This is a genomic window from Hyphomonas sp. NPDC076881, assembly GCF_050269995.1.
In the GTDB taxonomy this organism is placed as follows: domain Bacteria; phylum Pseudomonadota; class Alphaproteobacteria; order Caulobacterales; family Hyphomonadaceae; genus Hyphomonas.
The window spans coordinates 147,901-172,801 of the sequence record NZ_JBNNJJ010000008.1 but is presented as its reverse complement, the minus strand read 5'-3'; the positions used below and the strand labels follow the sequence as shown (position 1 = coordinate 172,801).

General features: G+C 63.4%; 31 protein-coding genes and 1 other RNA gene. 21 read left to right on the top strand and 11 right to left on the bottom strand.

The window, feature by feature from the left end; all coding sequences use genetic code 11:
- Positions 1-55 precede the first annotated feature (55 nt).
- Complete coding sequence (locus ACQKI2_RS10750; RefSeq protein WP_427379698.1) at positions 56-1,021, top strand: alpha/beta hydrolase; 966 nt, start codon at positions 56-58, stop codon at positions 1,019-1,021.
- 55 nt (positions 1,022-1,076) lie between these two features.
- Here ACQKI2_RS10750 and ACQKI2_RS10745 read toward each other — a convergent pair whose 3' ends face one another.
- Together ACQKI2_RS10745 and ACQKI2_RS10740 are read right to left on the bottom strand one after the other, a co-directional pair.
- Entirely contained in the window at positions 1,077-1,541 is a 465-nt protein-coding gene (locus ACQKI2_RS10745; RefSeq protein ID WP_427379697.1) for a Dps family protein, read from the bottom strand.
- A 126-nt stretch (positions 1,542-1,667) separates the two neighbouring features.
- Entirely contained in the window at positions 1,668-2,879 is a 1,212-nt protein-coding gene (locus ACQKI2_RS10740; protein WP_427379696.1) for a pyridoxal phosphate-dependent aminotransferase, read from the bottom strand.
- A gap of 251 nt (positions 2,880-3,130) precedes the next feature.
- Between ACQKI2_RS10740 and ACQKI2_RS10735 the strand changes: the two genes are divergently transcribed.
- Positions 3,131-3,421, top strand: a complete 291-nt coding sequence (locus tag ACQKI2_RS10735; protein ID WP_427379695.1) for a hypothetical protein — start codon at positions 3,131-3,133, stop codon at positions 3,419-3,421.
- 58 nt (positions 3,422-3,479) lie between these two features.
- On the top strand, positions 3,480-5,354 hold the full coding sequence (gene uvrC / locus ACQKI2_RS10730) for an excinuclease ABC subunit UvrC (RefSeq protein WP_427379694.1): 1,875 nt from the start codon (positions 3,480-3,482) through the stop codon (positions 5,352-5,354).
- Here uvrC and ACQKI2_RS10725 read toward each other — a convergent pair.
- Positions 5,351-5,968 (bottom strand): TetR/AcrR family transcriptional regulator, encoded by a 618-nt coding sequence (locus ACQKI2_RS10725; protein WP_427379693.1) that lies wholly within the window; start codon positions 5,966-5,968, stop codon positions 5,351-5,353. The two genes, uvrC and ACQKI2_RS10725, sit on opposite strands and share 4 nt — an antisense overlap.
- Positions 5,969-6,071: 103 nt before the next feature.
- On the opposite strand from ACQKI2_RS10725, the gene ACQKI2_RS10720 reads away from it, so the two are divergent.
- From ACQKI2_RS10720 to ACQKI2_RS10700, 5 genes are all read left to right on the top strand, one after another.
- Complete coding sequence (locus tag ACQKI2_RS10720) at positions 6,072-7,412, top strand: oxygenase MpaB family protein (RefSeq protein ID WP_427379692.1); 1,341 nt, start codon at positions 6,072-6,074, stop codon at positions 7,410-7,412.
- 32 nt (positions 7,413-7,444) lie between these two features.
- Positions 7,445-7,801, top strand: a transfer-messenger RNA (tmRNA) gene (gene ssrA / locus ACQKI2_RS10715).
- 84 nt (positions 7,802-7,885) lie between these two features.
- Entirely contained in the window at positions 7,886-8,530 is a 645-nt protein-coding gene (locus tag ACQKI2_RS10710) for a DUF5671 domain-containing protein (RefSeq protein ID WP_427379691.1), read from the top strand.
- Between the two features lie 13 nt (positions 8,531-8,543).
- Positions 8,544-8,999 carry a hypothetical protein gene (locus tag ACQKI2_RS10705; RefSeq protein ID WP_427379690.1) on the top strand — a complete coding sequence of 152 codons (456 nt, stop codon included), beginning with the start codon at positions 8,544-8,546 and terminating at the stop codon, positions 8,997-8,999.
- 112 nt (positions 9,000-9,111) lie between these two features.
- Positions 9,112-10,119, top strand: coding sequence for an SDR family oxidoreductase (locus ACQKI2_RS10700; RefSeq protein WP_427379689.1), 1,008 nt, complete (start codon positions 9,112-9,114; stop codon positions 10,117-10,119).
- A gap of 24 nt (positions 10,120-10,143) precedes the next feature.
- Here ACQKI2_RS10700 and ACQKI2_RS10695 read toward each other — a convergent pair whose 3' ends face one another.
- Both ACQKI2_RS10695 and ACQKI2_RS10690 read right to left on the bottom strand, forming a co-directional pair.
- The gene (locus ACQKI2_RS10695; protein ID WP_427379688.1) at positions 10,144-10,815 is read right to left on the bottom strand and encodes a glutathione S-transferase family protein; all 672 of its coding nucleotides are present in this window, start codon (positions 10,813-10,815) and stop codon (positions 10,144-10,146) included.
- Between the two features lie 135 nt (positions 10,816-10,950).
- Positions 10,951-12,921, bottom strand: a complete 1,971-nt coding sequence (locus tag ACQKI2_RS10690) for a prolyl oligopeptidase family serine peptidase (RefSeq protein WP_427379687.1) — start codon at positions 12,919-12,921, stop codon at positions 10,951-10,953.
- Between the two features lie 152 nt (positions 12,922-13,073).
- Between ACQKI2_RS10690 and ACQKI2_RS10685 the strand changes: the two genes are divergently transcribed.
- Positions 13,074-14,402: an ectonucleotide pyrophosphatase/phosphodiesterase gene (locus ACQKI2_RS10685; RefSeq protein WP_427379686.1), complete on the top strand. Its 1,329-nt coding sequence runs from the start codon at positions 13,074-13,076 to the stop codon at positions 14,400-14,402.
- A 7-nt stretch (positions 14,403-14,409) separates the two neighbouring features.
- Here ACQKI2_RS10685 and ACQKI2_RS10680 read toward each other — a convergent pair whose 3' ends face one another.
- Together ACQKI2_RS10680 and ACQKI2_RS10675 are read right to left on the bottom strand one after the other, a co-directional pair.
- The gene (locus ACQKI2_RS10680) at positions 14,410-14,835 is read right to left on the bottom strand and encodes a hypothetical protein (protein ID WP_427379685.1); all 426 of its coding nucleotides are present in this window, start codon (positions 14,833-14,835) and stop codon (positions 14,410-14,412) included.
- Between the two features lie 90 nt (positions 14,836-14,925).
- The gene (locus ACQKI2_RS10675; RefSeq protein WP_427379684.1) at positions 14,926-16,164 is read right to left on the bottom strand and encodes a pyridoxal phosphate-dependent decarboxylase family protein; all 1,239 of its coding nucleotides are present in this window, start codon (positions 16,162-16,164) and stop codon (positions 14,926-14,928) included.
- 214 nt (positions 16,165-16,378) lie between these two features.
- On the opposite strand from ACQKI2_RS10675, the gene ACQKI2_RS10670 reads away from it, so the two are divergent.
- The 4 genes from ACQKI2_RS10670 to ACQKI2_RS10655 all read left to right on the top strand — a co-directional run bounded on the left by ACQKI2_RS10670 (position 16,379) and on the right by ACQKI2_RS10655 (position 19,118).
- Positions 16,379-16,849 carry an SspB family protein gene (locus ACQKI2_RS10670; protein WP_427379683.1) on the top strand — a complete coding sequence of 157 codons (471 nt, stop codon included), beginning with the start codon at positions 16,379-16,381 and terminating at the stop codon, positions 16,847-16,849.
- 15 nt (positions 16,850-16,864) lie between these two features.
- The gene (locus tag ACQKI2_RS10665; protein ID WP_427379682.1) at positions 16,865-17,317 is read left to right on the top strand and encodes a PaaI family thioesterase; all 453 of its coding nucleotides are present in this window, start codon (positions 16,865-16,867) and stop codon (positions 17,315-17,317) included.
- Between the two features lie 6 nt (positions 17,318-17,323).
- Complete coding sequence (locus tag ACQKI2_RS10660; protein ID WP_427379681.1) at positions 17,324-17,791, top strand: PaaI family thioesterase; 468 nt, start codon at positions 17,324-17,326, stop codon at positions 17,789-17,791.
- Between the two features lie 82 nt (positions 17,792-17,873).
- Positions 17,874-19,118, top strand: a complete 1,245-nt coding sequence (locus ACQKI2_RS10655; protein ID WP_427379680.1) for a cytochrome P450 — start codon at positions 17,874-17,876, stop codon at positions 19,116-19,118.
- A 7-nt stretch (positions 19,119-19,125) separates the two neighbouring features.
- On the opposite strand, the gene ACQKI2_RS10650 is transcribed toward ACQKI2_RS10655, so the two are convergent.
- Genes ACQKI2_RS10650 through ACQKI2_RS10640 form a run of 3 tightly spaced genes read right to left on the bottom strand, consistent with a single transcriptional unit; the run spans position 19,126 to position 19,973 of the window.
- Positions 19,126-19,488, bottom strand: a complete 363-nt coding sequence (locus ACQKI2_RS10650) for a RusA family crossover junction endodeoxyribonuclease (protein ID WP_035593094.1) — start codon at positions 19,486-19,488, stop codon at positions 19,126-19,128.
- A gap of 1 nt (position 19,489) precedes the next feature.
- The gene (locus tag ACQKI2_RS10645) at positions 19,490-19,786 is read right to left on the bottom strand and encodes a type II toxin-antitoxin system RelE/ParE family toxin (protein ID WP_427379679.1); all 297 of its coding nucleotides are present in this window, start codon (positions 19,784-19,786) and stop codon (positions 19,490-19,492) included.
- Entirely contained in the window at positions 19,776-19,973 is a 198-nt protein-coding gene (locus tag ACQKI2_RS10640; RefSeq protein WP_427379678.1) for a hypothetical protein, read from the bottom strand. The genes ACQKI2_RS10645 and ACQKI2_RS10640 overlap by 11 nt, the downstream gene beginning before the upstream one ends.
- 156 nt (positions 19,974-20,129) lie before the next feature.
- Between ACQKI2_RS10640 and fumC the strand changes: the two genes are divergently transcribed.
- The 8 genes from fumC (at position 20,130) to ACQKI2_RS10600 (ending at position 23,870) form a co-directional block, all read left to right on the top strand.
- Positions 20,130-21,524 carry a class II fumarate hydratase gene (gene fumC / locus ACQKI2_RS10635; protein ID WP_427379677.1) on the top strand — a complete coding sequence of 465 codons (1,395 nt, stop codon included), beginning with the start codon at positions 20,130-20,132 and terminating at the stop codon, positions 21,522-21,524.
- 78 nt (positions 21,525-21,602) lie between these two features.
- Positions 21,603-21,827, top strand: a complete 225-nt coding sequence (locus tag ACQKI2_RS10630; protein WP_427379676.1) for a type II toxin-antitoxin system CcdA family antitoxin — start codon at positions 21,603-21,605, stop codon at positions 21,825-21,827.
- 109 nt (positions 21,828-21,936) lie between these two features.
- Positions 21,937-22,131, top strand: a complete 195-nt coding sequence (locus tag ACQKI2_RS10625; protein WP_427379675.1) for a CcdB family protein — start codon at positions 21,937-21,939, stop codon at positions 22,129-22,131.
- An 85-nt stretch (positions 22,132-22,216) separates the two neighbouring features.
- Positions 22,217-22,504, top strand: a complete 288-nt coding sequence (locus ACQKI2_RS10620; protein WP_427379674.1) for a PepSY domain-containing protein — start codon at positions 22,217-22,219, stop codon at positions 22,502-22,504.
- Positions 22,505-22,591: 87 nt separating this feature from the next.
- A complete protein-coding gene (locus tag ACQKI2_RS10615) occupies positions 22,592-22,888 on the top strand; it encodes a hypothetical protein (RefSeq protein ID WP_035593107.1) in 297 nt (98 codons plus the stop codon).
- Entirely contained in the window at positions 22,885-23,490 is a 606-nt protein-coding gene (locus ACQKI2_RS10610; RefSeq protein ID WP_427379673.1) for a GNAT family N-acetyltransferase, read from the top strand. The genes ACQKI2_RS10615 and ACQKI2_RS10610 overlap by 4 nt, the downstream gene beginning before the upstream one ends.
- Positions 23,487-23,678: a DUF4169 family protein gene (locus tag ACQKI2_RS10605; RefSeq protein ID WP_427379672.1), complete on the top strand. Its 192-nt coding sequence runs from the start codon at positions 23,487-23,489 to the stop codon at positions 23,676-23,678. Before ACQKI2_RS10610 ends, ACQKI2_RS10605 begins: the two co-directional genes overlap by 4 nt.
- Positions 23,679-23,744: 66 nt before the next feature.
- Positions 23,745-23,870: a hypothetical protein gene (locus ACQKI2_RS10600; protein ID WP_427379671.1), complete on the top strand. Its 126-nt coding sequence runs from the start codon at positions 23,745-23,747 to the stop codon at positions 23,868-23,870.
- A 16-nt stretch (positions 23,871-23,886) separates the two neighbouring features.
- Here ACQKI2_RS10600 and ACQKI2_RS10595 read toward each other — a convergent pair whose 3' ends face one another.
- Positions 23,887-24,897, bottom strand: coding sequence for a hypothetical protein (locus ACQKI2_RS10595; protein ID WP_427379670.1), 1,011 nt, complete (start codon positions 24,895-24,897; stop codon positions 23,887-23,889).
- Positions 24,898-24,901 lie beyond the last annotated feature (4 nt).

Genomic DNA, 24,901 nt, shown 5'->3' with positions numbered 1-24,901 from the left:
ACGCTCCCTTCAGGATCGGGAATGCTGGCAGGGAGAACCTATCCGGAGGAAATCCATGTCATCCCGCCATCTTGTTGATCCTGAACTGCTGCCCTTTCTCGAGAGCTTCCCGACGATCAACATCAATGCCGAAAACCTGCCCGCGGTGCGGGAGATGAACCGGGCGGGGCTGGCGTTGTTGCCGCCGCTGCCGGAGACGGTGGCCATGGAAGAGCGCTTCATCCCGGGCCCGAAGGGCGCCCCCGATGTGCGCGTGAAACTCTACCGCAAGAAAGACGGCAGCAAGGGCCCGCGCCCGGCGATCCTCCACCTGCATGGCGGAGGTTACATCTCTGGCAATCCGGAATTCATGGGCCCGCAATGCGCGCTCTGGGCAGAGCTTTTCGATGCGGTCGTCGTCTCGCCGGCTTACCGTCTCGCGCCGGAGACCAGCTATCCCGGCAATGTGGAAGATGCCTATGCCGCCACCGCCTGGATGAACCGGGAAGCGGCCAGTCTCGGCCTCGACACGGCCCGCATCGCGGTGACCGGCGAAAGCGCTGGCGGCGGCCTTGCCGCGGCCCTCGCCCTTCTGGTTCGCGACCGGGGCGAATACCGTTTCTGCCATCAGCAGCTGATCTTCCCGATGCTGGACGATCGCACGGCCGTGCGCGCCGATCTCTCGCCGATGTATGGCGAGTTCATCTGGACAAATGGGTCAAACCATTTCGGCTGGGCCTCGCTGCTGGGCCAGCCGCCGGGCAGCCCGGATGTCTCGCCCTATGCAGCCGCCGCCCGTGCGGAAAGCCTCGCGGGCCTGCCGCCCGCCTTCCTCTCAACCGGCGCGCTTGATCTCTTCACGGAGGAAAATCTGGAATATGCCCGCCGCCTGATGGCCGAGGGCGTGCCGGTGGAGCTGCACGTCTATCCCGGCGCGCCGCACGCCTATATGCGCGACATGCGGGCCAAGGTCTCGCGCACCTATATGCGGGATGCCCTCGCTGGCATGGCGCGCGGGCTGGGCGTGGCGTTTGAGGGGTAGGGGCCCCGCCCCCCACTCATCCCCGCGAAGGCGGGGATGAGCGGATGAAGCCTGCTTAAACCGAAGCCCGCAGCATCCAGGCGGTCTTCTCGGCAATCTGCGCGCGCTGGGTGAAGAGGTCGACCGACACCGGGTCGGCATTCTTCTCGGCGATGGTGATGCCATACTTGGCCGCGCGGCTGACGGCTTCATGGCCCGCTGCCAGGTTCTTCACCATCGTTTCGGCGTCAGGCACGTCATTGTCCGGCTTGATGGTGGCATGTTTCATCATTTCGCCCGAGGAGCCCGGCGCGAAATGGCCCAGCGCGCGGATCCGCTCGGCGATCTCGTCGAGGGCCGCCCACAGCTCGGTATACTGGGTCATGAACAGCGTGTGGAGCGAATTGAAGCGCGGCCCCGTGACGTTCCAGTGATAGCCATGGGTTTTGACATAGAGCGCATAGGTCTCGCCCAGCAGCGTCTTCAGGGCGTCGGCTGAGGCTTTGCGGGCTTCGTCAGACATTCCGATGTCGATGGACATGAAATTCTCCTTTTGAAACAGAATGAGGGAACAGCCCCCCGTTACCCAATGCATATTGGGACCGGGAGACTGATTTTCCAATCCGAAACCCGCGCTGCGGCTATAGGTTCCGCCTATGGCGGCTGATCAGGACAGAGTGCCGCAGAAGCGCTGAATGCGCGCCAGCGCTTCCTTGAGGATCGCGTCGGAGGTGGCGTAGGAAATCCGGAACGTGCCCGGAAGGCCGAACGCTTCGCCGAAGACGAGGGCCACTTTTTCCGCTTCCAGCAGCTCGGCAGCGAAGGTCTTGTCGCTGTCGATCAACGTGCCGGCGGCGGTTTTCTTCCCGATCAGGCCCTCGCAGGAGGGATAGACATAGAACGCGCCTTCCGGCTTGGGGCAGACGATCCCGGCGGCCTGGTTCAGGCCTTCCACCATCAGGTTGCGGCGGCCGGCATAGGCGGCGCGGAAGCCGGGCAGGAAATCCTGAGGGCCGTTAAGCGCCTCGACGCTCGCCCACTGGCTGATGGAACAGGGGTTGGAGGTGGACTGGTCCATCACCTTGCGCATCGCCCCGATCAGCTTTTCCGGGCCAGCAGCATAGCCGATGCGCCAGCCGGTCATGGCATACGCCTTGGAGACCCCGTTCATCGTCAGCGTACGGTCATAGAGCGAAGGCTCGACCTGCGCGATCGTCTTGTACTCGAACCCGTCATAAACGAGGTGCTCATACATGTCGTCCGTCAGCACCCAGACCTGCGGGTGGCGCAGCAGCACATCGGCAAGTGCCTTCAGCTCGGAGCCGGTATAGGCCGCGCCGGTAGGGTTGGAGGGCGAGTTGAGGATCAGCCATTTGGTCTTCGGCGTGATCGCCGCTTCCAGGGCAGCCGGCGTCAGCTTGTAGGCTGTCTCGGCGCCGCAGGTCACCGCCACCGGCGTGCCGCCGCACAGCAGCACCATCTCCGGATAGCTCACCCAGTAAGGCGCCGGAATGACCACTTCATCGCCCGCATTCAGCGTGGCCATGAAGGCGTTGAACAGCACCGCCTTGCCGCCGGGCGATACGTTCACCTGGGAGGTCTTATAGGTGAGGCCATTCTCGCGGGCAAACTTCGCCACGATGGCTTCCTTCAGTTCCGGAATGCCGTCCGAAGGGGTGTATTTCGTCTTGCCTTCGCGGATGGCGCGGATGGCCGCTTCCTTGATGTTCTCCGGCGTGTCGAAATCGGGTTCCCCGGCGCCCAGGCCAATCACGTCCAGCCCCTGGCGCTTCATCTCGTTGGCCTTGGTCGTCACGGCAATCGTGGCGGAGGGTTTCACGCGGTCGATTGCATCAGACAGGCGGAGGTCGGCGGCCATTGGGGCGGTCCTTTTTTCTGGAGGGGCAGTTGCGGCGCACGCTTACTGGAGGCCCGGCAGGCCTTCAAGGCGCTGAATTGGCGCTGCCGCGTCCCGGCAGGCGCGCGGCGCGGGCAGGGATGCCCGGCCGGTGAACCAGATCGATGAAATTTTACCGGCTTTTTCGCGAGCCGATAACGCAACTGGCCCATAATGGGCGTTGTTGCGGATAAAACTGCCTGAAAGCAGAGTACCCCATCCCGAGCAGTGCCATGAGCATGAATAGCTGGACCCAGAAATTTGACGCCGCCATTACCCGCGCCAGCTCCGAGCTTTCGGGGCTGACCGATGCCCTTGCAGAGTTTCTCGGCGGGCTGAGTCTGGTCGAGAAAATCCTGCTGGGCGCCCTGGGGGTGCTGACGCTGTGCTACATGTTCATGCCCGGAGGCCGGGGGGAGGGCGTGGGCAATCCCAGCGGCAGATATTTCGCCGGCATCCTCCTGCTGTTCGTTGCCGCCGGCGTGTTTGCCGGGCTGCTGATGTCGGGCGATATTTCCCTCTGACAGTTCACGCGCAGCGCTCGAGCTTTCCCGGCCCGCCGGTCTCGACTATCTCTGCCCCATGACCGACACGAGCGCCGGCGCCGCCCCAATCCGCGGGGTGGACGTCATCAGAGAGAATTTGAAACACCTTCCGGCCAAGCCCGGCGTCTACCGCATGTTCGGTGAGGCGGGGGAGGTGTTGTATGTCGGCAAGGCGCGCGATCTGAAGGCGCGGGTCTCCAACTATACCCGCATGGGTGGCCACACCCAACGCATCGCCCGGATGATCTCGATGACGCGGGCGATGGAATTCGTCGTCACCGAAAGCGAGACAGAGGCGCTGCTGCTGGAAGCCAGCCTCGTCAAATCGCTCAAACCCCGTTTCAACGTGCTGCTGCGCGATGACAAGTCGTTCCCGTACATCCTGATCCGCCGCAATCATGAGGCGCCGCAGATCAAGAAGTATCGCGGCAGCAAGCAGGATGAGGGGGACTATTTCGGCCCCTTCGCCAATGCGGGCGCAGTGATGCGCACGCTCGACACGCTGCAAAAGGCTTTCCTCCTGCGCACCTGTGAGGACAGCGTGTATTCGGCCCGCACGCGGCCCTGCATGCTCCACCAGATTAAGCGCTGCGCCGGGCCCTGCGTCGGCCTCATCTCGAAGGAAGACTATACCGAGCTTGCCAATGAGGCAGCCGATTTCCTGCGCGGGAAGGGGGCTGACCTTCAGAAGCGCCTCGCCGCAGAAATGGAAGCGGCCTCCGAGGCGATGGAGTTCGAAACCGCCGCGCGCCTGCGCGACCGGATCCGCGCCATCGCCCATGTCCGCTCCACCCAGGACGTGAACCCCGACGGGATCGAGGAAGCGGACGTCTTCGCCATCTCGATGGAGGGCGGGGTCTCCTGCGTGCAGGTCTTCTTCATCCGCGCCGGGCAGAACTGGGGCGCGAGCGCCCACTTCCCGCGTCACGAGCGCGACCAGTCTGTGAGCGAGATCCTCGCCGCGTTTCTAGTCCAGTTCTATGACAAGCGCCCGCCGCCACGTTTGCTCCTTGTCAACGAGCTGCCCGAACAGGCCGAGCTGATCGAGGAAGCCCTCGCGCTGAAGGCGGGCCGCAAGATCGAGCTGCGCCGTCCTGAACGCGGGGCCAAGCGTGACCTGCTGACCCAGGCTGAGCGCAATGCCAGCGAAGCGCTCTCCCGCAAGCTGGCCGAAAGCGCGAGCCAGGAGCGGCTGCTGACGGAAGTGCAGAAGGTGTTTGATCTTCCCCGCCCGCCGGAGCGGATCGAGGTTTACGACAACTCCCACATTCAGGGCACCAACGCCGTCGGCGGCATGATCGTCGCCGGCCCCGAAGGCTTCCGCAAGCAGGCCTACCGGAAGTTCAACATCAAGGACACAGACCTCACTCCCGGCGATGACTATGGCATGATGCGGGAAGTCATGCGCCGCCGCTTTGCGCGCGCATTGAAGGAGAAAGAGTCCGGAAATGTCCAGGATTGGCCGGATCTGGTGCTGATCGATGGCGGCCTTGGCCAGCTGAATGCCACGCTGGAGACACTGGCGGAGCTTGGTTTGACCCCGGAGGATGTGACGCTTGTGTCCATCGCCAAGGGCGTTGACCGCAATGCCGGGCGCGAACAATTCTTCCGTCCTGGCAGAGCCCCGTTCAAGCTGCCGGAGAATGCGCCGGTGCTCTATTATCTTCAGCGCCTGCGGGATGAGGCCCACCGCTGGGCCATCGGCGCGCACCGCCAGAAACGTGCCGCCGAAGCGGCCCGCTCACCGCTCGACGAAATCGAAGGCATCGGCCCGGCCCGCAAGAAGGCGCTGCTGCACCATTTCGGGTCCGCCCGCGGCGTCTCGCGCGCCAAGGTGGCCGACCTGATGGAAGTCGAAGGCGTCAACGAAGCCCTTGCCATCCGCATCTACGGCCATTTCCACGGCGGCTAGGATTTGCCGGCTGCCTTCTCGGCGCGCGCGCCCAGGGCGGTGAGATAGCTCTCGATCAGCAGCACTAGCTCGTCTTCCAGCGCCTTGGGATCGAGCTCCAGTTCCGGTTCGGCCGCCGCAGCCCTCAGCAGGCAGATCACGGCATGGGTCAGCACAAAGGCAGACTCCCGGCCCAGCACAAGATTGAGATCGCTCCGTGAGCTGATCGCCTCGACAAAGGCGAGGTGATGCTCGCTCATGATGCTTTCGCCGCGCGCCTTGAATAGGGCATCCATCAGCACGATGCGCGTTTCAGGCGAGCCCTCAATGCCGCCCATGATCGCCTGGATGATGGAGCGGGTGGCGTCCTGCTCCGGCGCGGCGAGTACAATCTCGGTGACCTTCTGGCGCAGCGCTTCGGCCTGGCGTTCGCCCATGGCTGCGAGAATGTCGTCCCGGTCCTTGAAGTATTGATAGAGCGTGCCGATGCTGACACCGGCCCGCTCGGCAATGCGATTTGTGGTCAGCCGGCTTTCCCCGTCGCTCTCCAGAAGCTGAAAGGTTGCCGCCAGAATTGCGTCCACAGTGGCCTGCGCACGCGCTTGTTTCGGATTTCTCCGCGTCTTTTCAGTCATTTGCGTCCCCCAACTTTCCGTCGCTCAGCTGATTTTCTGATGCGAGTGGAAAATATGAGAATTACTTACATTATTTCCCGAAGGTAGCCAAGGACTTGTCTCTATGACCGTATCCCTCGACGCTGTTCACCAGCGCATCCAGCTTCAGAAGACTGTTTTGCCGGTGATGTATGGCGGCGTGGATTTCTCGGCAACGCCGGAGCGGTACACCGATGACATCTCCGTCAGCTCAATGGCGGCTTATGCGGACAAGTTTCCGCCCCCGCCCGCCGATATGGTGGCCCGCGTGCGCGCCTATACGATGCTGGGCGATGTGACGGCTGATGCCTATGCCGCGCTGATGCCGAAATACGGGTTCAAACGGCTGGTCAGCATGCTGCAGACCGCCTGCGATGAGGGCATCGAGGCGGCGCCGGACGCGCCGCCGGAACTGGCCGCGCTGATCGCCGAGATGGAAGTCAGACCCGCCTGGCTGGACATGGACCTGGTACGCAGGGGCGCTGAGCTGAACCGTCTGCCGATGGCGGTGTTTGCGCCCTGGACGATCCGGGGCGCATTCCTGGCAACGTTCATGAACAAATATACCGCCCTGCCGATGGCGCTGACCGGCACCCTGTCCAACACCACGGCGGCCAAGCGCGTGAACGAGACGGCGACCTTCTTCACCGTAACGACCCTGCCGAACGCGCTGGAGCCGCGCGGGGAGGGGTTCAAGGCGGCCGCAATGGTGCGCCTGATGCACTCGATGGTGCGCTTCAATGTGCTGCGCGGGATGAGCAAGAGCTGGGACAAGTCCGTCTACGGCATCCCGATCCCGCAGGTGGACCAGATGCCTGCCGGGCTGATCGATGTGTTCCTCTTGGCATTCAAAATGGTGGAGCAGGGGCGCACGGAGTTCACGCCGGAGGAGCGCGCCCGTGTCGAGTTCAGCCGCTATCGCTGCTATCTTCTCGGCCTGCCCGAAGACCTGCTGATGGATACGCCTCAAGGCATCATCGACATCATGAATGCGCGCAGCGCTTCGATCCGCGAAGGCTTTGACGACGCCACCTGCGGGGAGCTGGTGCGCGCAACGCTGGCCGCCTACCTGCCGCCCGACAAATCGCTGGGCAACCGTATCCACAATTCGCTGGAGCGCCGGGTGGGGCGGATGGTGCTGGTCCAGAGTTTCCTGGGCGGCAGCGTCAAGGCCGCCCGCGACATGGGTGTGGAGGTGGGGTTCCTCGATTATCTGGTCGCCGGGCTGGTGTTGCCGATGATCGGGGTGAAGATGGCGCTCTATGGCGCGGCGGCGAAGGTGCCGGGCCTGCGGGAAATGGCAGACCGGCGGCTGGTGGCGAAAATCCACAGCCTGCTCAAGCGCTATGGCCATGCTGAATTCACAACAAATGCGGAGGCATACCGCCCGGCTCTCCCGGCCGGCGCGGCAGGGCAGGCCGGGTGATGGCTGCCCGAGGGGCCTATAGGGGATTGTGGGGGCTTACCTTTGCGCCCGCGATCCCCTATATTGGCGCTGTCTTCGGACTATGGCGATAAACGCGCGTGTAATAAGCGGCTCGGACCCGGGGGCGGTACCCGGCGGCTCCACCACAAGCAGACCTCCCCGCAGGTCTGTTTCTGACGGGGCCGAAATAGTGTCGACGGACGTGTAAAGACGAGGCTTTCGCTCGCACGAGCTGCGTTAGAAGCTCACAAGCAAATAGTTGCAAACGACAACTTTGCTGAAGGCGAACTGATGGCTGCGTAAGCGGCCGGATGTTTTCCGACCTTAACTCCTAGGGTTTCAGACCCCTAGGCGGGGCCCGGAGGCGCCTGGCAACAGAAGCCTCCACCTTCTCCTCCCTGAAACTCGCCTTGTGAACGCCGTGATTGGCGTCCACTCTGCGTGTCAGCACCGATGGCGATCCGGGGGAACCTATGGCCAACAGCATACTGACAGCTTTCGTCAAGGAAGCCCTCGAAAGGGGGCAGGCGCGGCCTGCAATCCGCGCGGCCCTGCTGGATGCGGGATGGCGGGCAGAGGAGGTGGACGAGTCCCTCTCTGCCTTTGCCGAAACGGCTTTCCCAATCGCCGTGCCCCGGCCGCAATCCTATCTCTCAGCCCGTGAGGCTTTCTTCTATCTGCTCTTCTTCATCGTGCTCAGCGTGGTGGCCTATAATCTCGGCTCCCTGCTGTTTGCGCTGATCGATACGGCGGTGCCGGACAAGATCGAGCAGCCCTACCGTTACTGGGGCGGGCCGGACGCGCAGATACGTTCGGCGATTGCCGGGCTGATCGTCGGCACACCGATTTTCTTCTGGCTGGCGCGGATCCTGCTGAAGGCCCGGCGGAGCAACCCCGCCCTGCAGCGCTCGCGCATCCGCAAATGGCTGATCTATGTCAGTCTCGTGATCGCCGGCACGATCCTCGTCGCCGATGCAATCTCTGTGGTCTACAATTTCCTGAGCGGCGAGCTGACCCTGCGCTTTGCCCTGAAGGCGCTGGTGGTGGCCGCAATCGCCGGAGCGATCTTCAGCTATTTCATCACCAATGCAGAGCGGGACGAAGCCAATGGCATTTAGCCGGGATATGGCCATGGGAACCGGGTTGGGCGTGGTGGTCCTGGCGGCCATCATTGCCGGCCTTTTCGTGACCGGCGGGCCCGGCGAGGCGCGGCGCCTGAAAGAAGACCAGCAGCGGGAAGCGGCGCTGCTGTCGACCGCCAATGCGCTCGTCTGCCTGCAGAAGGCCGGGGTGGAGACCCCCGAAACGCAAGAGCAGCTGGAGGCGGCATGGAAGCAGCACCGTTCCTCTGCGCAGGACAAGTGTTTCCATGGCGATCTGCGCGTTGACCCGGTCACGGAGGCGCCCTTCACTCTGGTGCGCGAAGAGGGCCGCGTCACGCAGATCTGCGCGGATTTTGCGGCCCCGCGGAAGCTGGATGGGCCGGTCCAATACGGGTCACCAAACGCGCTGCCAAACCTGGGCGACCAGCGGGAAGCGGCGGGGACGCATTGCTTCGCCATCAACTATTCGGCCGAGGTGGGCTGAACGCCCCACGCAGATGTGACCGGTGAGATGGCATGCTGGCCCACCGGTTTTGTTTGTCTCCCCGGATTTTCTGCCTATTGTTCCTGTCAGAAGGCAGAGAGGGAGAAAAGGCATGGGCAAGGCAGGCGCAACGCGGCGGCAGATGATCGGCGGATCAGCCGGCGTGCTGGGGGCGATGAGCGGGGCGCCCAAAGCCTTGGGCGAGACGGGACCGCAAGCCCCGCCGCCCGGCGCCCTGGAAGGCAAAACCATCCTGATTACCGGGGCAGCCTCCGGCTTTGGCCGTCTTGGGGCGGAGCATTATGCCCGCCTTGGCGCCCGCGTGTTTGCCACGATGCGAAACCTCCCCCGGCCCGAAGCTGAGGAACTGGCGCAGCTTGCCCGCGATGAAGGGCTCGCCATCGAGGTGGTCGAGATTGATGTGATGTCGGATGAGAGCGTCGCTAGCGGCGTGGCCGCGGTCTTGGAGAAGACGGGCGGCACGCTGGATGTGCTGATCAACAATGCCGGGATTGGCCTTGGCGGTCCTGCCGAAGTGCAGGACATGGAAGCCACGAAGCTGCTCTTCGAAACCAATGTGTTCGGGCCCCACCGGATGGCGCGGGCCGTGCTGCCGGCCATGCGCGCGGCGGGGAAGGGGCAGATTTTCCAGCTATCGTCGCAACTCGGCCGCGTGATCGTGCCGGGCATCGGCCACTATTCGCCGACGAAGTTTGCGCTGGAGGCATTATCGGAGAGCCTTGCCTATGAGGTGGCCGCGCAGGGGATCGAGGTGACGATCATCCAGCCGGGCGGCTATCCCACGAAGATCTGGGAAAAGAGCACCGCGCGCGCCGCCGCCCTCAAGGCGCGCACGCCGCAGGAATTGCTGGATGCCTATCCGGAGATGACCGCCGGCATGGGCCAGCCAAGCAGCGGGGGCGGAACCACCGACCCGATGGATATTCCGCGCGCGATTGCCGAAATCATTGCCATGCCGCGCGGCACCCGCCCGCTGCGCCGCCCGGTTCACCCCGGCAACAAGCCGCAGGAAGCGATCAACGCGGTCTCCCGCGAGACGCAACTGGCAATGCTCGGCAATTCGCCCTGGGCCCCGGCCGTGAAGGATGTGCTCGACTAGGCATCCATCCGCAGGCTGATCAGATCAGAGAAGGATGGTGCCTTTGCCATCCTTTTCCATCGCGCGGATGTAGGAGGGGTATTCGCGCATCTGTTTCAGGAAACGGTAGGCGTTGGGATAGGTTTTCTCGTCCATGCCGGCGCGGTGAACGCAAAGTTCCATCGAATAGCCCATCACCATATCGGCGGCGGTGAGTTCATCGCCCGCAAACCATTTGCTTTCCCCAAGGGCTTTCTCGATCTCGCGGAAGAGGGCGGCCAGGCGCGGGCCGAAGAAGGCCTGGTCCAGCGCGCCGACGAGGGATTTGGCAACTGGGCGGACGAGGAAGGGCGCGCGCGTCTGCATTGCCATCATCACGAACTTGTTGGTCAGCAGGGGCTGCAGGCTGCCTTGCGAGGTGTGGAACCAGAAGAGGTATTTGACGCGCTCCGGCGCGCCGGGCGCCGGGCGCAGGCGGCCGGTGTCATGCTTGTCGCAGATATAATCGACGATGGCGTTGGTTTCGGCCAGCGTGACAGGCCCATCGGTGATCACCGGCGCGGTGCCGAGCGGGGAGATTGCCTTGTAGGCCGCCGGGGCAAGGCGTGTCTGCGGGTCGCGGTCGTAAAGCTTGATCTCATAGGGAACGCCCAATTCTTCCAGCAGCCAGAGAATGCGGATGGACTGGGATTTCTCAAGATGGTGCAGGGTGATCATGGCATATCCTCTCGGCCGGATTGGCGCCCGCCTACACTTAGCGCGCCGCTCCGCTTGGTCGAGCGGAAAATCAGTTTCCGGCGGCCAGGGCCGCTCTTTCCCGCGCAGCGCCGGGAAAGAGCGGCAGAACGCGCCTTATTCTTCCGCCAGAACTTCCTGGAGGAACAGGGTCTCTGCCTCGCGCTGGGCTTCGCGGTTCGATTTCTTGCGGAAGCCGTGGCCTTCATCCATCGCCATCAGGAACCAGGCTTTCACGCCATTGGCTTTGACGGCTTCAAGGATCTGCTCAGCCTCCGTATACGGAACGCGGGGATCGTTATAGCCTTGGATGACGAAGAGCGGCTTGGTGATCTTCGAGGCATTCTTCAGCGGCGAAATCTCGTCAAAGAAGGCCGCAATCACAGGATCCCGCTCATCGCCATATTCGGCCCGGCGCAGGTCTGCGCGGTAGCCTTCGGTGTTCTCTAGGAAGGTCTTGAAGTCCGAAATGCCGACAATGTCGATGCCCCCGGCAAGCCGGTCTGCATAGTCGATCATCGAGGCGAGAACCATGTAGCCGCCATAGGAGCCTCCATGGACGATCACCTTGTCACTGTTGAGGTCAGGCTGTGCCGCGATCCAGTCCAGCAGAGCGCCGATGTCTTCGACAGATTTTTTCCGGTTGAGGCCGTTATCGAGCGAGACATAGGTTTTGCCATAGCCGGAGGACCCGCGGACATTGGGGACAACGACCGCGATGCCAAGCTCATTGGCCCAATATTGGTAGGAGGAGGCAAAGCCGGGGCGCGACTGGCCTTCCGGCCCGCCATGGATGGAGATGATCACCGGATGCGGGCCTTCGCCTTTCGGCCGGTAGATGAAGGCGGGAATATCCATGCCGTCCGCATTCGGATAATCGAAGAGAACCGGTTCAATGAAGGTTTCGGGGTTCAGGCCACCGGTTTCCGCTTCGGTCCAGCGGGTGAGGTTCAGCGTCGCCACATCGAACGACCAGGCATCGGACGGGCTGGTGGCGGCGTTGAAGGTGAAGCCGACATGGCTGCCGCTGCGGGAGAAGACGAGGCCCGAAGCGATGCCTACAGGCAGGGTAGGGCCGGGACGCACATGGCCGCTTTCGACCTCCAGCAGATGGATCGTGCCAAGGCCGCCTTCATTCAGCGTGAAGGCCACCGTGTTGCCATCGGGCGACAGCGTCCAGTCGGACACGCCCCAGTCGATATCGCCGGTATAATTGGTGAAAGTGCCATCGGGCGCGATACGAACGAGATTGGTGAACTCGCTGTCCTTGTCAGTGGCCGTGAGGATCGAGCCATCGGCCAGCAGCGCGCCGCCGGAATAGGAGACCGTTTCGCCGGGATTGATCTGCGTCAGCCCGCCGGACGTCAAATCCAGAACGAAGAGACGGCTTTCGGCGATGGAGATATAGCGTTGCAGCAGCAACTTTGATCCGTCATCGGACCAGTCGACCGGGCCGATGGCGCCTTCGCCTTCCAGCGCCACGCGCACACTGGCGGGGTCGGCCGGGTTGCCGATGATGATGTCATTGTTCGGGTCGCCCGGATTGGTGCGGGCCCAGGCGGCAAGCTGGCCGTCATCGGCCCAGAGGGGAGAGCCGTTGCGCGTGCCCGGTTCGGTGAAACTGAGGATTGTGCCGGTCTGCAGGTCGAAGCGGTAGCCCTGATAATATTCATCTCCGCCCTTGTCGCGGGCGAAGAGGAAGGCGCCGCCTTTCGGGCTCATCGCGGCATTGCTGACCGTCTCGCTGAAGAAGGTGAGCTGCCGGCGCGCCCCGCCGGGGGCCTTCACCTCATGGACCTGGTTGGTATCTCCAAACCGGGTGGTGATCAGGATGCTGCCATCGCCGGTCCAGTCGAGGAAGCCATGGCTGCGGACATTCTCATAGGCGGAGAGCCGTTCGGAGACGGCAGCGGGAATTTCCGGGATCGATTCGAGGACGAGATTGCCCCGGGTCACGCGCTCGGCGGCGGCCGGGGGGGCGGTAGCTTCAGTCAGTGTGGCGGCAGGCGCCGTAGCGGTCTGGGCGCAGGCGGCAAGGGCAGCGGCAAGCGCTGCAATAGACACGAGGCGAAGGCTGTGTCGTTTCATGGCGGTTTCCCCATCAGAAGTTTTTCATGACGTTTTGTTTAGTGCGTTCAGCCCGAACGTCACGCCTTTTTCAGTTCCCGGGCTTCACATCGCCGCTACATTCGGGGTCTAAGGGCGCAAACATGTTTGCCGATGGCACGGAGGGGCAAGGTATGGGACGGTTCGGGGCAAGGGTGATTTCGGCAGTGGCAGCGGCCTTGTTGGCGGCATGCCAGTCGGCGCAGAATGACGTGCCCCCGCCCGCATCGCTCCTCTCACCGCAGATCACCGAGGCAGAAACGGCGGCGCTGCCCGTGGCCGAGGCGCCTCTGGTGCTGATGATCGGGCTGGACGGGCTCAACCCGCCGATGATCGACCGGTGGGACGCGCCAAATCTCAAGGCGCTGGCCGCGCGCGGCGTGCGGGCCGAAGCCATGCGCCCGGTAATGCCGAGCGTGACCTTCGTGAACTTCTATTCGCTCGCGACCGGTCTTTACCCCAAGCATCACGGGATGGTGGAGAACTATCCCTATGACAAAGCCGCCGATGAGCAGTTCGACCGCGCCACCGGCCCGCAGGAAGAACGCTGGTGGCAGGGCGAGCCGATCTGGATCACCGCCGAAAAGCAGGGCCTGCCCACCTCCATCATGTTCTGGCTGGGTTCTGAAGTGGCCCATGATGGCGTGCGCCCCACGCGCTGGACACCCTACGAACACAACAAGCCCTATCAGGACCGGGTGGACGAAGTACTCGGCTGGTATGACGCGCCCGAAGCTGAGCTGCCCCGCTTCGCCGCGATCTATTTCGACCGGGTGGACACAGCGGCGCATTATTTCGGGCCGGGGTCTGACAAGGCAAAGGAAGCGGTTGCCGAGGTGGATGGCTATGTTGGCCAGCTTGTCGAGGGGCTGAGCGCGCGCGGCCTGCTGGAACGCACGACCGTGATCGTGGTGTCAGACCATGGCATGGTGTGGGTGGATCCGGCCAAGGTGCTGGATATCGGCCAGTTCCTGGACCTCACCGCGCTGAACGTGCCGCAGTTCAACGGCCCCTATGGCGGCTCCAACCATCCCTTCCTGCACATCTATGGCGAGGGCGAAGCGCTGGAGAAAGCCTATCAGGGCCTCAGGAATTTTGACGAGCATATCCATGTCTACAAGCGCGGCGAGATGCCCGCGCACTATCATTTCGACCACCCGACGCGCGGGCCGGACCTCTTCCTCGTGGCCGATCCGGGCTGGTCGGTGCGCAATGCGAATCTCGGCGGCTGGCGCGCTCCGATCCCCGGCCAGCACGGCTATGACAACCTCCATCCCACCATGGCGGCCACTTTCATCGCCGCCGGCCCGATCTTCCCGGAAGGGGAGATGGCCGCCCCGTTCGAGAATGTGAACGTCTATCTGATGATCGCCTGCGCGCTCGGTATCGAGCCGGCAGAGACCGATGGTGACCCGGCGGTGGTGGAGCAGGTAACCGGCGGGCGCTGCCCGGCGGCGCGATAGGGGCGTATCAGTCCGACAGGCGGTCGATTTCCTCGCCAACGAGGCCTGCCAGTTCAGGATGGTTCTGCTGCAGCTCATTCATCCGCGCCATGATCCGCATCTGCGCGGCGCCGATATCCTGCGCGCGGGCGCTGAGGGCCGCAGCGGCTTCCACCTGTTTCATGCCCGATCCTTCCAGGGCCTCCGTCAGGTTTTTTATGCCCAGCGCCGCGGTGCGAATCTCTGTGGCTGCGGCGCGCGCGCTGGCTTCATCAGTCACCCCGTCCAGCGCGTCGGCCACGCGGGTCATCTCCGTGACATAGGCAGAGGCCATATCCTTGCCTGACGACGCCCGGGTGATGCTCTGGCCGTCAGTCTCGCCTGTCTTTCCGCCACAGCCAGGGAGTGAAAGCGTGGCCGCGAAAAGAGCGGCAGCTAGGAAGGTGCGTGTCATGGCCTTGTATCCCTCAAGAAGCCCGCAAGCCAGAATTCCGCTTGCACCCTCTCTAACCCGTTTCCCGGCCAAATCCGGACATTTGCAGGGTCAGGAATACCGCGCTTCCACTTTCGGCGCCGTATTGCCGGCCTTTACCGCTTCCAGACACGCGCCGAGGTCGGTGAGGTAATCATCGGCCACTTCGGCATGTTTGGGCGAGAGCATCAGGTGCAGGCTTGGCGGCTCCACGGTGAAAGAGGTGAACCAGCCGCGCTGGCGCATGGCGCTGTAGAGGGCGAGCGTGTCCGCTTCCGGATGGCGGAAGGCGACAAGGCCGAGCAGCGGGCGCCCGAGCACTTCAAAGCCAAGCGCGCGCACGCCGTCTTCGATTCGCTCCCGCGTCTGGCAGACGAGGCCCTGTTTCTCCTGGTATCCGGAAATGCCGAGCACATTCATCACCGCCCAGGCCGCCGAGATGGCGCCGCCCGGCCGCGTGCCTGCCAGCGTGGGCGTCTTCATCGGCGCGCCGGACCAGTCATGCAGGGTGAACGGCATGTGCTTGTAGAGGTCGGCTGACCGGAAGAGGACCGTGGAGGCGCCCTTGGCGCAGTAGCCATATTTGTGCAGGTCCGCGCTCATCGATTTCACGGCCGGAACGGCAAAGTCGAAGTCCGGCACAGGCACGCCGTTCATCCGCGCGAAGGGGGCAAAGTATCCGCCCACGCAGGCATCCACATGCAGCCACACGCCTTTCTCCTCGGCCACTTTGCCCAGCTCTGTGATGGGGTCGATGATGCCATGGGGAAAGTTCGGGGCCGAGCCGGCCATCATGATCGTGGCCTCGTCGATGGCCTCGGCCATCGCGGCAGGGTCGGCTTCATAGCTGCCATCGGTTTTCAGGGGCACGCTGCGGATTTCGATGTCCATCAGCAGCGCGGCCTTGTGGAAGGCCAGGTGGCCGGAACGGGGAATGACGATATTGGCGCGGTCCTTGGGCTTGCCGTTGGCGCGGGCATAATCCCGCGCGGTCTTGATCGCCATGGTGATCGAATCGGTGCCGCCGGAGGTGATGGCGCCCGCCGCTCCCTCCGGGCCGTGCAGCAGCCCGAGCGCCATGGAGATCACGTCCTTCTCCATCTGCGCCAGCGAGGGGAAGGCGAGGGGGCCAAGGCCATTCTCCGCCATGAACAGGCCATAAGCCTCATGCTGGAGGGCGTGCACATCCTCCCCCGCATTGAAGACATAAACCGCCGTCTTGCCTTCCCGCCAGGCCACATCGCCTGCGCCGCGGCTCAGCATCTCTGCGCGCACCTCGTCCCAGAGGCGGCCCTCTGTGGGCATCTGCATGGCGGTCCTCCTCCATTTTCAGGCTCTGTTTGCGCAGGAGAGTAGAGGCGAACTCCCCAACTGGCCACCCGCTGCAGGTTACCTGTTCTTGTCACCCGAAAAGCGCTGGGGAAAAGAAAAACCTCGCCCGTTGTGCGAAGCCCGTTGCGAGGCTAAAGCCACCGCCTTAGTTTGTACCTGAAACGAAAAATTAACGGGGATGCAGAGCGCCAGCATGACGGACTATATCGGTTACGAAGCGCTTTCCCAGGCAGCCATGCGCGGCGTCGTGCGCGAAGCGCTGCGCCGCGGGAAAACCAATGGCGGCCTGCCGGGCGAGCACCATTTCTACATTTCCTTCCGCACGCGGGCGCCCGGCGTGAAAATTCCGCCCCAGCTCGTGCAGCGTTTCCCGGAAGAGATGACCATCGTGATCCAGCACCAGTATTGGGATCTGGAAGTGCATGACGGGCATTTCGAAGTCGTTCTGAAATTCTCCGGCGTGCCCCAGCACCTGTCGATCCCGCTGGCGGCGATCACGCGCTTTGTGGACCCTTCCGTGAATTTCGGCATCGCGTTTGAAGCCCAGGCCAAGGATGCCGGCGTCATTGCCCCGGCCACCGCCGCGCCGGCGGAAGAGCTGCCGCCAACTCCGAAGGCCGCCGGCGAAACGGTGGTCAGCCTCGATGCGTTCCGGCGCAAGTAAGCCCGGACAGGCACATTGAGCCCGGAAGAGAAACCCCGCGTCACCGACGCCGAAATGCTGGCGCGGTTCCAGAACTCCAAAAAACGCCCGCCCTGTTCGGAAACCCTCGGCATGCGCCTGGCAGACCTGAACCAGGACAGGCAGTGGGTGAAGATGGAGTTTGACGTTTCGCCGGGCTTTGCCAATCCCACCGGCGCGGTACAGGGCGGCTTCATCGCGGCAATGCTGGACGAAGCCATGAGCACGGCGGTGATCATCGCCTCCAACGTCACCATGACAGCGCCGACGCTGGAGATGAAAACCAGCTATCTGAAGCGCCTGATGCCCGGCAAGGCGAGCGTCGAGGCGCGTATCCTGAAGCTCGGCAAATCCGCCGCCTTCCTGGAAGCGGACTGTTTCGATGCAGACGGCGAACTGGTGGCGCGCGCCACGGCAACGGCCATCCCGATGGCCTTCAAGCGGCTCTGAGTGTCCATGACTTTCGACAAGGCAGCCTACTGGCAGGCGATTTTTTCCAATCCCGCCCACATGCCGCCGGCAACGCAGTTTCTCGGCTTTGAGCCGATTGGCTGGGATGGTGATGCCGGATGGTGTGAGGCCGCCTTCCTCCTGCCGCGTGAAGCCTCCAATCCGGCAGGCGACGCGCAGGGCGGTATGGTCGCCGCCGCGCTGGATGAGGTGATGAGCCTTGCCGGCTCCATGGTGCAGGATGGACCAGCCATGGCGCCGACGCTGCAGATGACGATCAGCTTCATCCGCCCGGTTCCCGTCGGGCGGCGCATTCTCGGCCGGGGAGAGGTCATCCGCCGCGGGCGTCAGGCGATCTTCACCGAAGGCTGGTTGCGTTTTGAGGATGGCACGCTGCTGGCTCAGGCCACCGCCAGCTGTATCCCGCGCGCGGTGCCGCTGGCCGATGCAGACGCCGGGAAACAGCAGCCATAGGGCCTGCCCCCGCGTGATGGGGCGCCAACCTTCCAGATATCGGTTACACTAGTCCCATAGAGTCATTGGGAGGAAACCGGCCATGGCTGACGGGAACCGGCCGCCGGAAGGCGTGACACAAACCATTCTGGAACTGATGCCGGATAATCCGGCAGCGCGGGACAATCCGCACCTTCTGCTGAAGGCGCTGCGGGAAAGCTGCCCCGTGATGCGGGATGAGACGATCAAGACCTGGTTGCTGACGCGGTATCGCGACATCCGCGAGACATCGAACGATCGTAGTTTTGTGCGCCATCCCTCAAAGGCGGAGCGGGGCACGCTGGCGGGTGGGGGCGCCGCCCGCGAGGATCAGGAACCTCCCCAGGAAGCCCCGTTGAGCATGTTGTTCCTGGACGATCCAGATCATTCCCGCGTCCGCCTGCCGATTGCCAAAGCGTTTTATGCCCGCATTCACCGCATGCGTCCGGACATCGAGGCGATGATCGATTCGGTGATCGATGCGGCGCCTTTGTCCGGCCGGTTTGATCTGATGGAGCTGATCGCGGTGCCGATCCCCATTCTCGTCATTGCGCGCATTCTGGGCGTGGATGAAGACCGGCTGGTTGAATTCCGCAAATGGTCTGAACAGGTGATCCTCGGCCTGAAACCGGCGCGCACACCGGAAGAAGACATGCACCTGTTCTCCGGCGGCATGGCACTGATGGCTTACTTCACCGAATTGATGGAAGCCCGCCGCGCCGCGCCGAAGGATGATCTGGTTACGGATCTTGTCCAGATGCAGGCGAGCGGCGAAGCAGACCTGCGCGACGAGGAACTCCGCTCCAATCTGTTGGGGCTGCTCGTTGGCGGAAACCTGACGACCACAGACCTGATCGGCAATGGCATCTGGCTGTTCCTCACCCATCCGGAACAGGCGGCTCTGCTGCGGGCGCAGCCCCAGCTTGCCTCGCAGGCGGTGGAAGAGGTGCTGCGCTATGAGGCGCCGGTCACCATGTCGTCCCGCATTGTGCCGGATGCACGCACGGTGGGCGGCTGCCCGATGAGCCAGGGGCAGCCGGTCTGGATGATGCTGCCGGCGGCCAATCGCGATCCGGAAATCTTCGAGGCGCCGGAAGTGTTTGACATTGCCGTCAAGCGCACGGGCCATGTCGCCTTCGGTGGCGGGTCGCATATCTGCATCGGGGCGCCGCTGGCGCGGATCGAGGCAAGGCAGGTGTATTTGAAACTGCTGACGCGGTATCCTAACCTGCGCCTGCCGGAGCAGGATCTGGTGTGGCGGCCGCTGCCCTTCTTCCGGGGTCTGGAGACGCTGATCGTGGAGGCGTGAGGGCGCTCTAGCCGTCCATCGCTTCGGCCAGCATCCAGATCCCGTCGCGCTCCGCCTGCCGCCGCTCGACCAGCAGGCGGGCAACCTGATGGTCGTCCTCGAACACATTGCCGCAGAGGCTGTCGAGCAGGGCCTTGGCCAGATTGTCGAGGTCCATCCAGGGCGCCGTGCCGGCATATTCCATCACGATATGCACGCTGTAATCGCCATACCCCGGCCGCAGGCGCGGGAAGTCCTTGCGGAAGAACTCCTTGAGCAGGGTCTTGTAGTATTTCGTCTGGGTGGTGAGCCCCGTACAGGAAACTTCGAGCGCTCCATCCTCAGTGATGCGCGCGCGGACTTTGCCGGAGGAAATCCAGTCTGAGATCATTTTAAAGAACCATCCTCTTCCGGAGGATATTTCCGGCGGGCGTCGGAATGCGCTCGATGTCCAGGTGGTAGGCGTCAGGCAGGGTATAGATCACGATCAGCGAGGTTCGCGGCACCACAAGTTCGCGAGTACCTTCAACGCGCCCTTCTTTGCCAAGCAGCGGAAACCCCTCCAGTTGCGCAATTGTTGTAAAGACGGCGGTTAAAAGGCGGTCCAGGCCTTGCGCGCTGCGGGGTTGGAGCCATTCAGCAAGTTGTTCCAGATCGGCTTCGGCATCAGCCGAAAACCTAATGTGCATCGGGGAGGAACCTGCGCGCCACCGCTTCCAGAGGCCGGTACGTCATCTGGCCATCTGCCTTGGCCTTCAATGTCTTGCGGATCTCGGCCTGCATCCAGGCATCATGCTCGGGCGTGACGGTGAAATCTGCTTCCAGCGCCCGGAAGGCATCCAGTGGATCATTCGACGGAGAAGCGGTGTCGGCCATATGCCAAAGATAGCTTTGAACGGCGGCTATGCCTAGACCTGCCGTGCCTCGTCCGTTCTCCGAGGGGAAAGAGGCGGGCTCACCGCTTGATGGCAGGAGATTGGGGGGCTAAACCGCCCGGCGACATTGCTTCAGCTGAGCTTCAGGAGCCACCCCATGACCAATACCCGCACCGAGACAGACACTTTCGGCCCCATCGAGGTCGAGGCGGACAAGTATTGGGGCGCGCAGGCGCAGCGGTCGCTGGGGAACTTCAAGATCGGCTGGGAGAAGCAGCCCGCCCCGATCATCCGCGCCCTCGGCATCGTCAAGAAGGCCGCCGCCGAGGCCAACATGGCGCTCGGCAAGATGGACCCCGAACTGGGCAAGGTCATCATCAAGGCCGCAGAGGAAGTGATCGAGGGCAAGCTCGACGCGCATTTCCCCCTCGTCGTCTGGCAGACGGGCTCGGGCACGCAGTCGAACATGAACGCCAATGAGGTGATCTCCAACCGCGCCATCGAGATGCTGGGCGGAGAGATGGGCTCGAAAAAGCCGGTTCACCCGAACGACCATGTGAACATGTCCCAGTCGTCCAACGACACCTTCCCGACGGCGATGCACATCGCCTGCGCCGAAGAGGTCGTCCACCGGCTGATCCCGGCGCTGCAGGTGCTGCGCAATGCGCTGAACGACAAGGCAAACGCCTGGAAAGACATCATCAAGATCGGCCGCACGCATACGCAGGACGCCACCCCGGTCACCCTCGGCCAGGAATTCTCCGGCTACGCCCAGCAGATCGAGAATGGCATCAAGCGCATTGAGATGACGCTGCCGATGCTGATGGAACTCGCCCAGGGCGGCACGGCGGTCGGCACGGGCCTTGCCTCGCCCGCCGGCTTTGCCGAAGCAGTTGCGCAGAAGATCGCGCAGATCACGGGCCTGAAATTCACCTCCGCGCCCAACAAGTTTGAGGCGCTGGCCGCCCATGACGCGATGGTGTTCACCCATGGCGCGATCACGACGGTTGCGATGAGCTGCTTCAAGATCGCCAACGACATCCGCTTCCTCGGCTCGGGCCCGCGCTCGGGCCTTGGCGAGCTGGCGCTGCCGGAGAATGAGCCGGGCTCCTCGATCATGCCGGGCAAGGTGAACCCAACCCAGTGCGAAGCGATCACCCAGGTGGCCGCGCATATCGCCGGCAACAACACCGCCATCGCCTTCGCCGGCAGCCAGGGCCATTTCGAACTCAACGTGTTCAACCCGATGATGGCCTACAACTTCCTCCAATCCGTCCGCCTCTTGGCCGATGCGGCGGTGTCCTTCACCGAGAACTGCGTCGTCGGCATCGAACCGCGCCTCGACAATATCCAGCGCGGCCTTGAAAACTCGCTGATGCTGGTGACCCCGCTGAAGGAGAAATACGGCTACGATCTGGCCGCCAAGGTCGCCAAGACAGCGCACAAGAACGGCACCACCCTGAAAATCGAAGCCCTCGCCCTCGGCATCTCGGAAGAAGACTTTGACGCCATCGTGCGCCCGGAAAAAATGATCGGGCCCGACCCGGCATAAGGGGGCGGAGACGGGCGGGCTATCTGCGCATGGGAAATGCGCGTATATTATGCGCATAGCTTTGCGCAGAGGCCCACCATGACCCGTAAAACCCGCGTCAGTGTGACCATTGATGAAGCGCTCGTCGCCAAGGCCAAGGCGGCGGGCATAAACCTGTCGGCTGTGGCCGAAGAAGCCATCCGCTTCGAGACGCGCGCCGAGGAAATGCGGCGCTGGGCCGAGGAGAACAGGGCTGCGCTGCAGGCGAAAGCCCGTTTGGTGGAAGAAGAGGGCCTCTGGTCAGATGGCCTCCGGCTGTTCTGACGCATGGATTACCTGGCGGTGTTCACCCTTAAGAACCGGCCCGAGCAGTTGGTGCTGGTCCTGAGCCATCCCCTGATCGCGGAAGGCCGGCTCTGTCGTCGCCGCGCCCTTGCTGGATACGGCCAAGTTCGCGGTTGCGTCGACGCTGAATCCCGTCTTCGACTTCGGCAGCAGGCAGGTCGCGCTGGCGACCGAGCAACTCGCGGCAATTCCCTTGAAGGAGCTGGGCCAGCAGGTCACCTCGCTTGAGGCGCATGAATACCCCATCGCCAACGCCATCAATCGCCTCTTCTTCGGCATCTGACTTCTTGCAGCCCTGCTGCCCTTTGTTCATCCGCCGTTTGGGCCCGTGATGATAAGAGGGGGGTGAAACTCGGGAGGACTTTGTCATGTCCAGGCTCCGGATACTTCTCGCAGCCCTTCTCATTGCGTCCGGTTCGGCCGCGCCGGCGATTGCCCAGCGGGGAGGGGATGACCGCTCCTTTGCCGGATTTCAGGTCTCCCGCGCGACGGCGGTGGACATCGCCCGGGCACAGGGCGTTCAGGAGGTGCTGCGCGTGGAAGCCCGCCGGGGCGTCTGGCGCGTTGAAGGCCGCACCGCCGAGGGACAGAAAATGACTGTCGAAGTGGACGGCATGACGGGCGCCGTCGTGCACGTGGACCGGTCTGGCCGCTGAGGCGGCGGTATGTCCGGGCTGACGGGGCGCCGGGCCGGGAGTAGGATGCAGCAAGAGAATCACCTGCGTCCAGAAAGGTCAGGCCCCATGTCCAAGTCGCCCGTCGGCTCGAAGTCCAATCCCTCTCAGTTCGATGTGCTGGGCAAGCTGGCAGAGGATGAGCCCTATTTCGTCATCCGCGCGCATGACCCCCTCTCGTCCGCGCTGGTGGAACTGCACGCCTATATCGGGGCAGGGCAGTCCGGCGCGGCGCACAACAAGCTGGCCGAAATCATGGCGATGACAGCGGTGCGCCCGCCGCGCCCGGCCTCCAGCCCGAAGTACCGGGAAACCTTCGCCATCTCGCTGGCGATGGAACAATGGCGGGAAAGCCACAAGGAATGAATCTTGGCGCGCTGACGCTGGAAAACCGCTTTGTCCGCCTGCGGCCTTTTGCGGCCGGGCCGGATGGGCCGGAACTTTACGCGCTGGCTGAACGCGCGCCCGAAATCTTCCGGCTGTGGTCGCACCGGGGCCCTGGGGACTGGGTGGGCGCGTGGATTGAGGTAATCCGCAGGCGGACGGAATCGGGCACCATGATCCCCTTCACCGTGACGCGGCCAGAAGACGGCGCCTTCCTCGGCATCACCAGCTTTCTGGACCCCAGCGAGGGGAACAAGAGCCTCGAGGTCGGCATGACCTGCTATGCTCCGGAAGCTCAGGGTACGGTGATCAACCCCGCCTGCAAGCGGCTGTTGATGGCCCATGCCTTCGAGGATTGGGGCGCGCGGCGGGTTCAGTATCAGGTCGATAACCGGAATGAGCGCTCCAAGGCGGCTGTGCTGAAACTTGGCGCAAAGCTGGAAGGCGTACTGCGCAAGCACAAGACGCTGCCCGACGGATTTGTGCGCGATACGGCTTTCTTCTCCATTCTGGATACGGAATGGCCAGAGGTGAAAGCCAGGCTGGACGCGCGCCTCCTCGCCGCCGAGGCGGCGCGCGCATGAGCGATCCGGTCAATCTCAACAAGTTCCGCAAGGCGAAAGAAAAGGCCGGCAAGGAACAGCGCGCGAAGGAAAACCGCGCCAAATTCGGCCGCACCAAGGCTGAGAAAACGCTGGACCAGGCCCGCGCCGAGAAGCTCAAAAAGTTAACGGACGCGCACCGCCGTCAAGATCCTGGCAAGGAAGGTTAAAAAAGCGTTGACAGGCCCGGAACTTGCACTGAAATCACCGGCTGTATCAGTGCGGGAGGGCCGTCCATGTTCAAGCGTGTCATGCTCAAGACGGTCTTTGCCCTTACCGCTTTCGGCTCAGGCATCGTCTGGGGCATCGCGGCTGAAGCAAGCGCCGCTGGCATCCCTCTGATCGGCCTCTTCCAGGGCTGATCCCCTCCGGGACAAATCAATACCTGCGCGGGTTCTGAACCTGATCAATCAGGCTGTTTTCATACCGTCCCTGAGAGATGCGTCCGAGCGCGTCGAAGATCGGCTGGGCATCCTTGTCCTTGAGCAGGGGAATGCCGCGCGCGATTTCGGCGGCCTGCGCGTAAAGCAGGTGCGCCTCGGCCAGATCGCCGCGCGCTTCGGTGCAGGCGGCAAGGTTATGCAGGATACCGGGTGCCTTGGGATAAGCCCTGGCCAGTTCCTGCCACTGCGCGCAGGCGCCGATATATTCGCCGCGGCGCGTGGCCTTCACGGCAGCGGCAAAGCGCGGATCGCCGGCCTCCTCAGGCACCAGCGGCTTCTCCACGATCTCTGCCCGCAATGTTGTCATGTAAGGGGCAATGTCCGGGCGGAAGCCGGGGATGGCCGCGGCCACAGCGTCGGCGATCATGCCGATCGGCGCGTCCCATTGGGGCAGGGTTTCCCGAATGATCTCTCCGAACGGGCCTGTGGATTGATCCGTATCGGGATATTCGGCCACGTCATAACAGTCTTCCCGCTCGGAGGCGCCGCCCTGGGTTGAGGTGAAAACGGCCCGGCCCGTGCCGAAATCAACCAGCGTGGCGCTCACGGTCACATCCACGATGTCTTTCGGGCAGCGCATTTCGATCACGACATGCCGTTCGCAGTCGAACAGGCCCTTGTATTTGTCGCAGCGCCGCTCCCGCTTGAAGCTGGTCTCGCGGTTGAAGCCGGCGATCAGCACTTCGCCTTCATAGATGCCCTGGGGGCGGCCGGGGTCGATCACGGCAAACCAGGGCGCGCCCTCCAGCCGGGTATTGTCGATCAGCGCCTGGAACTCGGCCTCGGCCACATCGCCCGCCGGCCCCCGGAACCGGCCCACGCCGACATCGGTATAGTTCAGCGCTTCGGCATAGTTTGGCGCGGCGCGGGCGGCATAATCATATCCCGGCGTCTGACAGGCGGCCGCAGCGCTCAGAACGCCGAGCAGAACAAACAGATGGCGCATTATT

Bases quoted from the DNA above. Each gene is read 5' to 3' on its own strand.
- uvrC (WP_427379694.1), top strand. From the start codon at position 3,480: ATGACCGACACGAGCGCCGGCGCCGCCCCAATCCGCGGGGTGGACGTC.
- ACQKI2_RS10725 (WP_427379693.1), bottom strand. From the start codon at position 5,968: ATGACTGAAAAGACGCGGAGAAATCCGAAACAAGCGCGTGCGCAGGCC.
- ACQKI2_RS10645 (WP_427379679.1), bottom strand. From the start codon at position 19,786: ATGCACATTAGGTTTTCGGCTGATGCCGAAGCCGATCTGGAACAACTT.
- ACQKI2_RS10750 (WP_427379698.1), top strand. From the start codon at position 56: ATGTCATCCCGCCATCTTGTTGATCCTGAACTGCTGCCCTTTCTCGAG.
- ACQKI2_RS10680 (WP_427379685.1), bottom strand. From the start codon at position 14,835: ATGACACGCACCTTCCTAGCTGCCGCTCTTTTCGCGGCCACGCTTTCA.
- ACQKI2_RS10735 (WP_427379695.1), top strand. From the start codon at position 3,131: ATGAGCATGAATAGCTGGACCCAGAAATTTGACGCCGCCATTACCCGC.
- ACQKI2_RS10655 (WP_427379680.1), top strand. From the start codon at position 17,874: ATGGCTGACGGGAACCGGCCGCCGGAAGGCGTGACACAAACCATTCTG.
- ACQKI2_RS10720 (WP_427379692.1), top strand. From the start codon at position 6,072: ATGACCGTATCCCTCGACGCTGTTCACCAGCGCATCCAGCTTCAGAAG.
- ACQKI2_RS10685 (WP_427379686.1), top strand. From the start codon at position 13,074: ATGGGACGGTTCGGGGCAAGGGTGATTTCGGCAGTGGCAGCGGCCTTG.
- ACQKI2_RS10740 (WP_427379696.1), bottom strand. From the start codon at position 2,879: ATGGCCGCCGACCTCCGCCTGTCTGATGCAATCGACCGCGTGAAACCC.
- ACQKI2_RS10705 (WP_427379690.1), top strand. From the start codon at position 8,544: ATGGGAACCGGGTTGGGCGTGGTGGTCCTGGCGGCCATCATTGCCGGC.
- ACQKI2_RS10690 (WP_427379687.1), bottom strand. From the start codon at position 12,921: ATGAAACGACACAGCCTTCGCCTCGTGTCTATTGCAGCGCTTGCCGCT.
- ACQKI2_RS10650 (WP_035593094.1), bottom strand. From the start codon at position 19,488: ATGATCTCAGACTGGATTTCCTCCGGCAAAGTCCGCGCGCGCATCACT.
- ACQKI2_RS10600 (WP_427379671.1), top strand. From the start codon at position 23,745: ATGTTCAAGCGTGTCATGCTCAAGACGGTCTTTGCCCTTACCGCTTTC.
- ACQKI2_RS10610 (WP_427379673.1), top strand. From the start codon at position 22,885: ATGAATCTTGGCGCGCTGACGCTGGAAAACCGCTTTGTCCGCCTGCGG.
- ACQKI2_RS10595 (WP_427379670.1), bottom strand. From the start codon at position 24,897: ATGCGCCATCTGTTTGTTCTGCTCGGCGTTCTGAGCGCTGCGGCCGCC.
- ACQKI2_RS10710 (WP_427379691.1), top strand. From the start codon at position 7,886: ATGGCCAACAGCATACTGACAGCTTTCGTCAAGGAAGCCCTCGAAAGG.
- ACQKI2_RS10695 (WP_427379688.1), bottom strand. From the start codon at position 10,815: ATGATCACCCTGCACCATCTTGAGAAATCCCAGTCCATCCGCATTCTC.
- ACQKI2_RS10745 (WP_427379697.1), bottom strand. From the start codon at position 1,541: ATGTCCATCGACATCGGAATGTCTGACGAAGCCCGCAAAGCCTCAGCC.
- ACQKI2_RS10640 (WP_427379678.1), bottom strand. From the start codon at position 19,973: ATGGCCGACACCGCTTCTCCGTCGAATGATCCACTGGATGCCTTCCGG.
- ACQKI2_RS10615 (WP_035593107.1), top strand. From the start codon at position 22,592: ATGTCCAAGTCGCCCGTCGGCTCGAAGTCCAATCCCTCTCAGTTCGAT.
- fumC (WP_427379677.1), top strand. From the start codon at position 20,130: ATGACCAATACCCGCACCGAGACAGACACTTTCGGCCCCATCGAGGTC.
- ACQKI2_RS10660 (WP_427379681.1), top strand. From the start codon at position 17,324: ATGACTTTCGACAAGGCAGCCTACTGGCAGGCGATTTTTTCCAATCCC.
- ACQKI2_RS10675 (WP_427379684.1), bottom strand. From the start codon at position 16,164: ATGCAGATGCCCACAGAGGGCCGCCTCTGGGACGAGGTGCGCGCAGAG.
- ACQKI2_RS10700 (WP_427379689.1), top strand. From the start codon at position 9,112: ATGGGCAAGGCAGGCGCAACGCGGCGGCAGATGATCGGCGGATCAGCC.
- ACQKI2_RS10630 (WP_427379676.1), top strand. From the start codon at position 21,603: ATGACCCGTAAAACCCGCGTCAGTGTGACCATTGATGAAGCGCTCGTC.
- ACQKI2_RS10670 (WP_427379683.1), top strand. From the start codon at position 16,379: ATGACGGACTATATCGGTTACGAAGCGCTTTCCCAGGCAGCCATGCGC.
- ACQKI2_RS10605 (WP_427379672.1), top strand. From the start codon at position 23,487: ATGAGCGATCCGGTCAATCTCAACAAGTTCCGCAAGGCGAAAGAAAAG.
- ACQKI2_RS10620 (WP_427379674.1), top strand. From the start codon at position 22,217: ATGTCCAGGCTCCGGATACTTCTCGCAGCCCTTCTCATTGCGTCCGGT.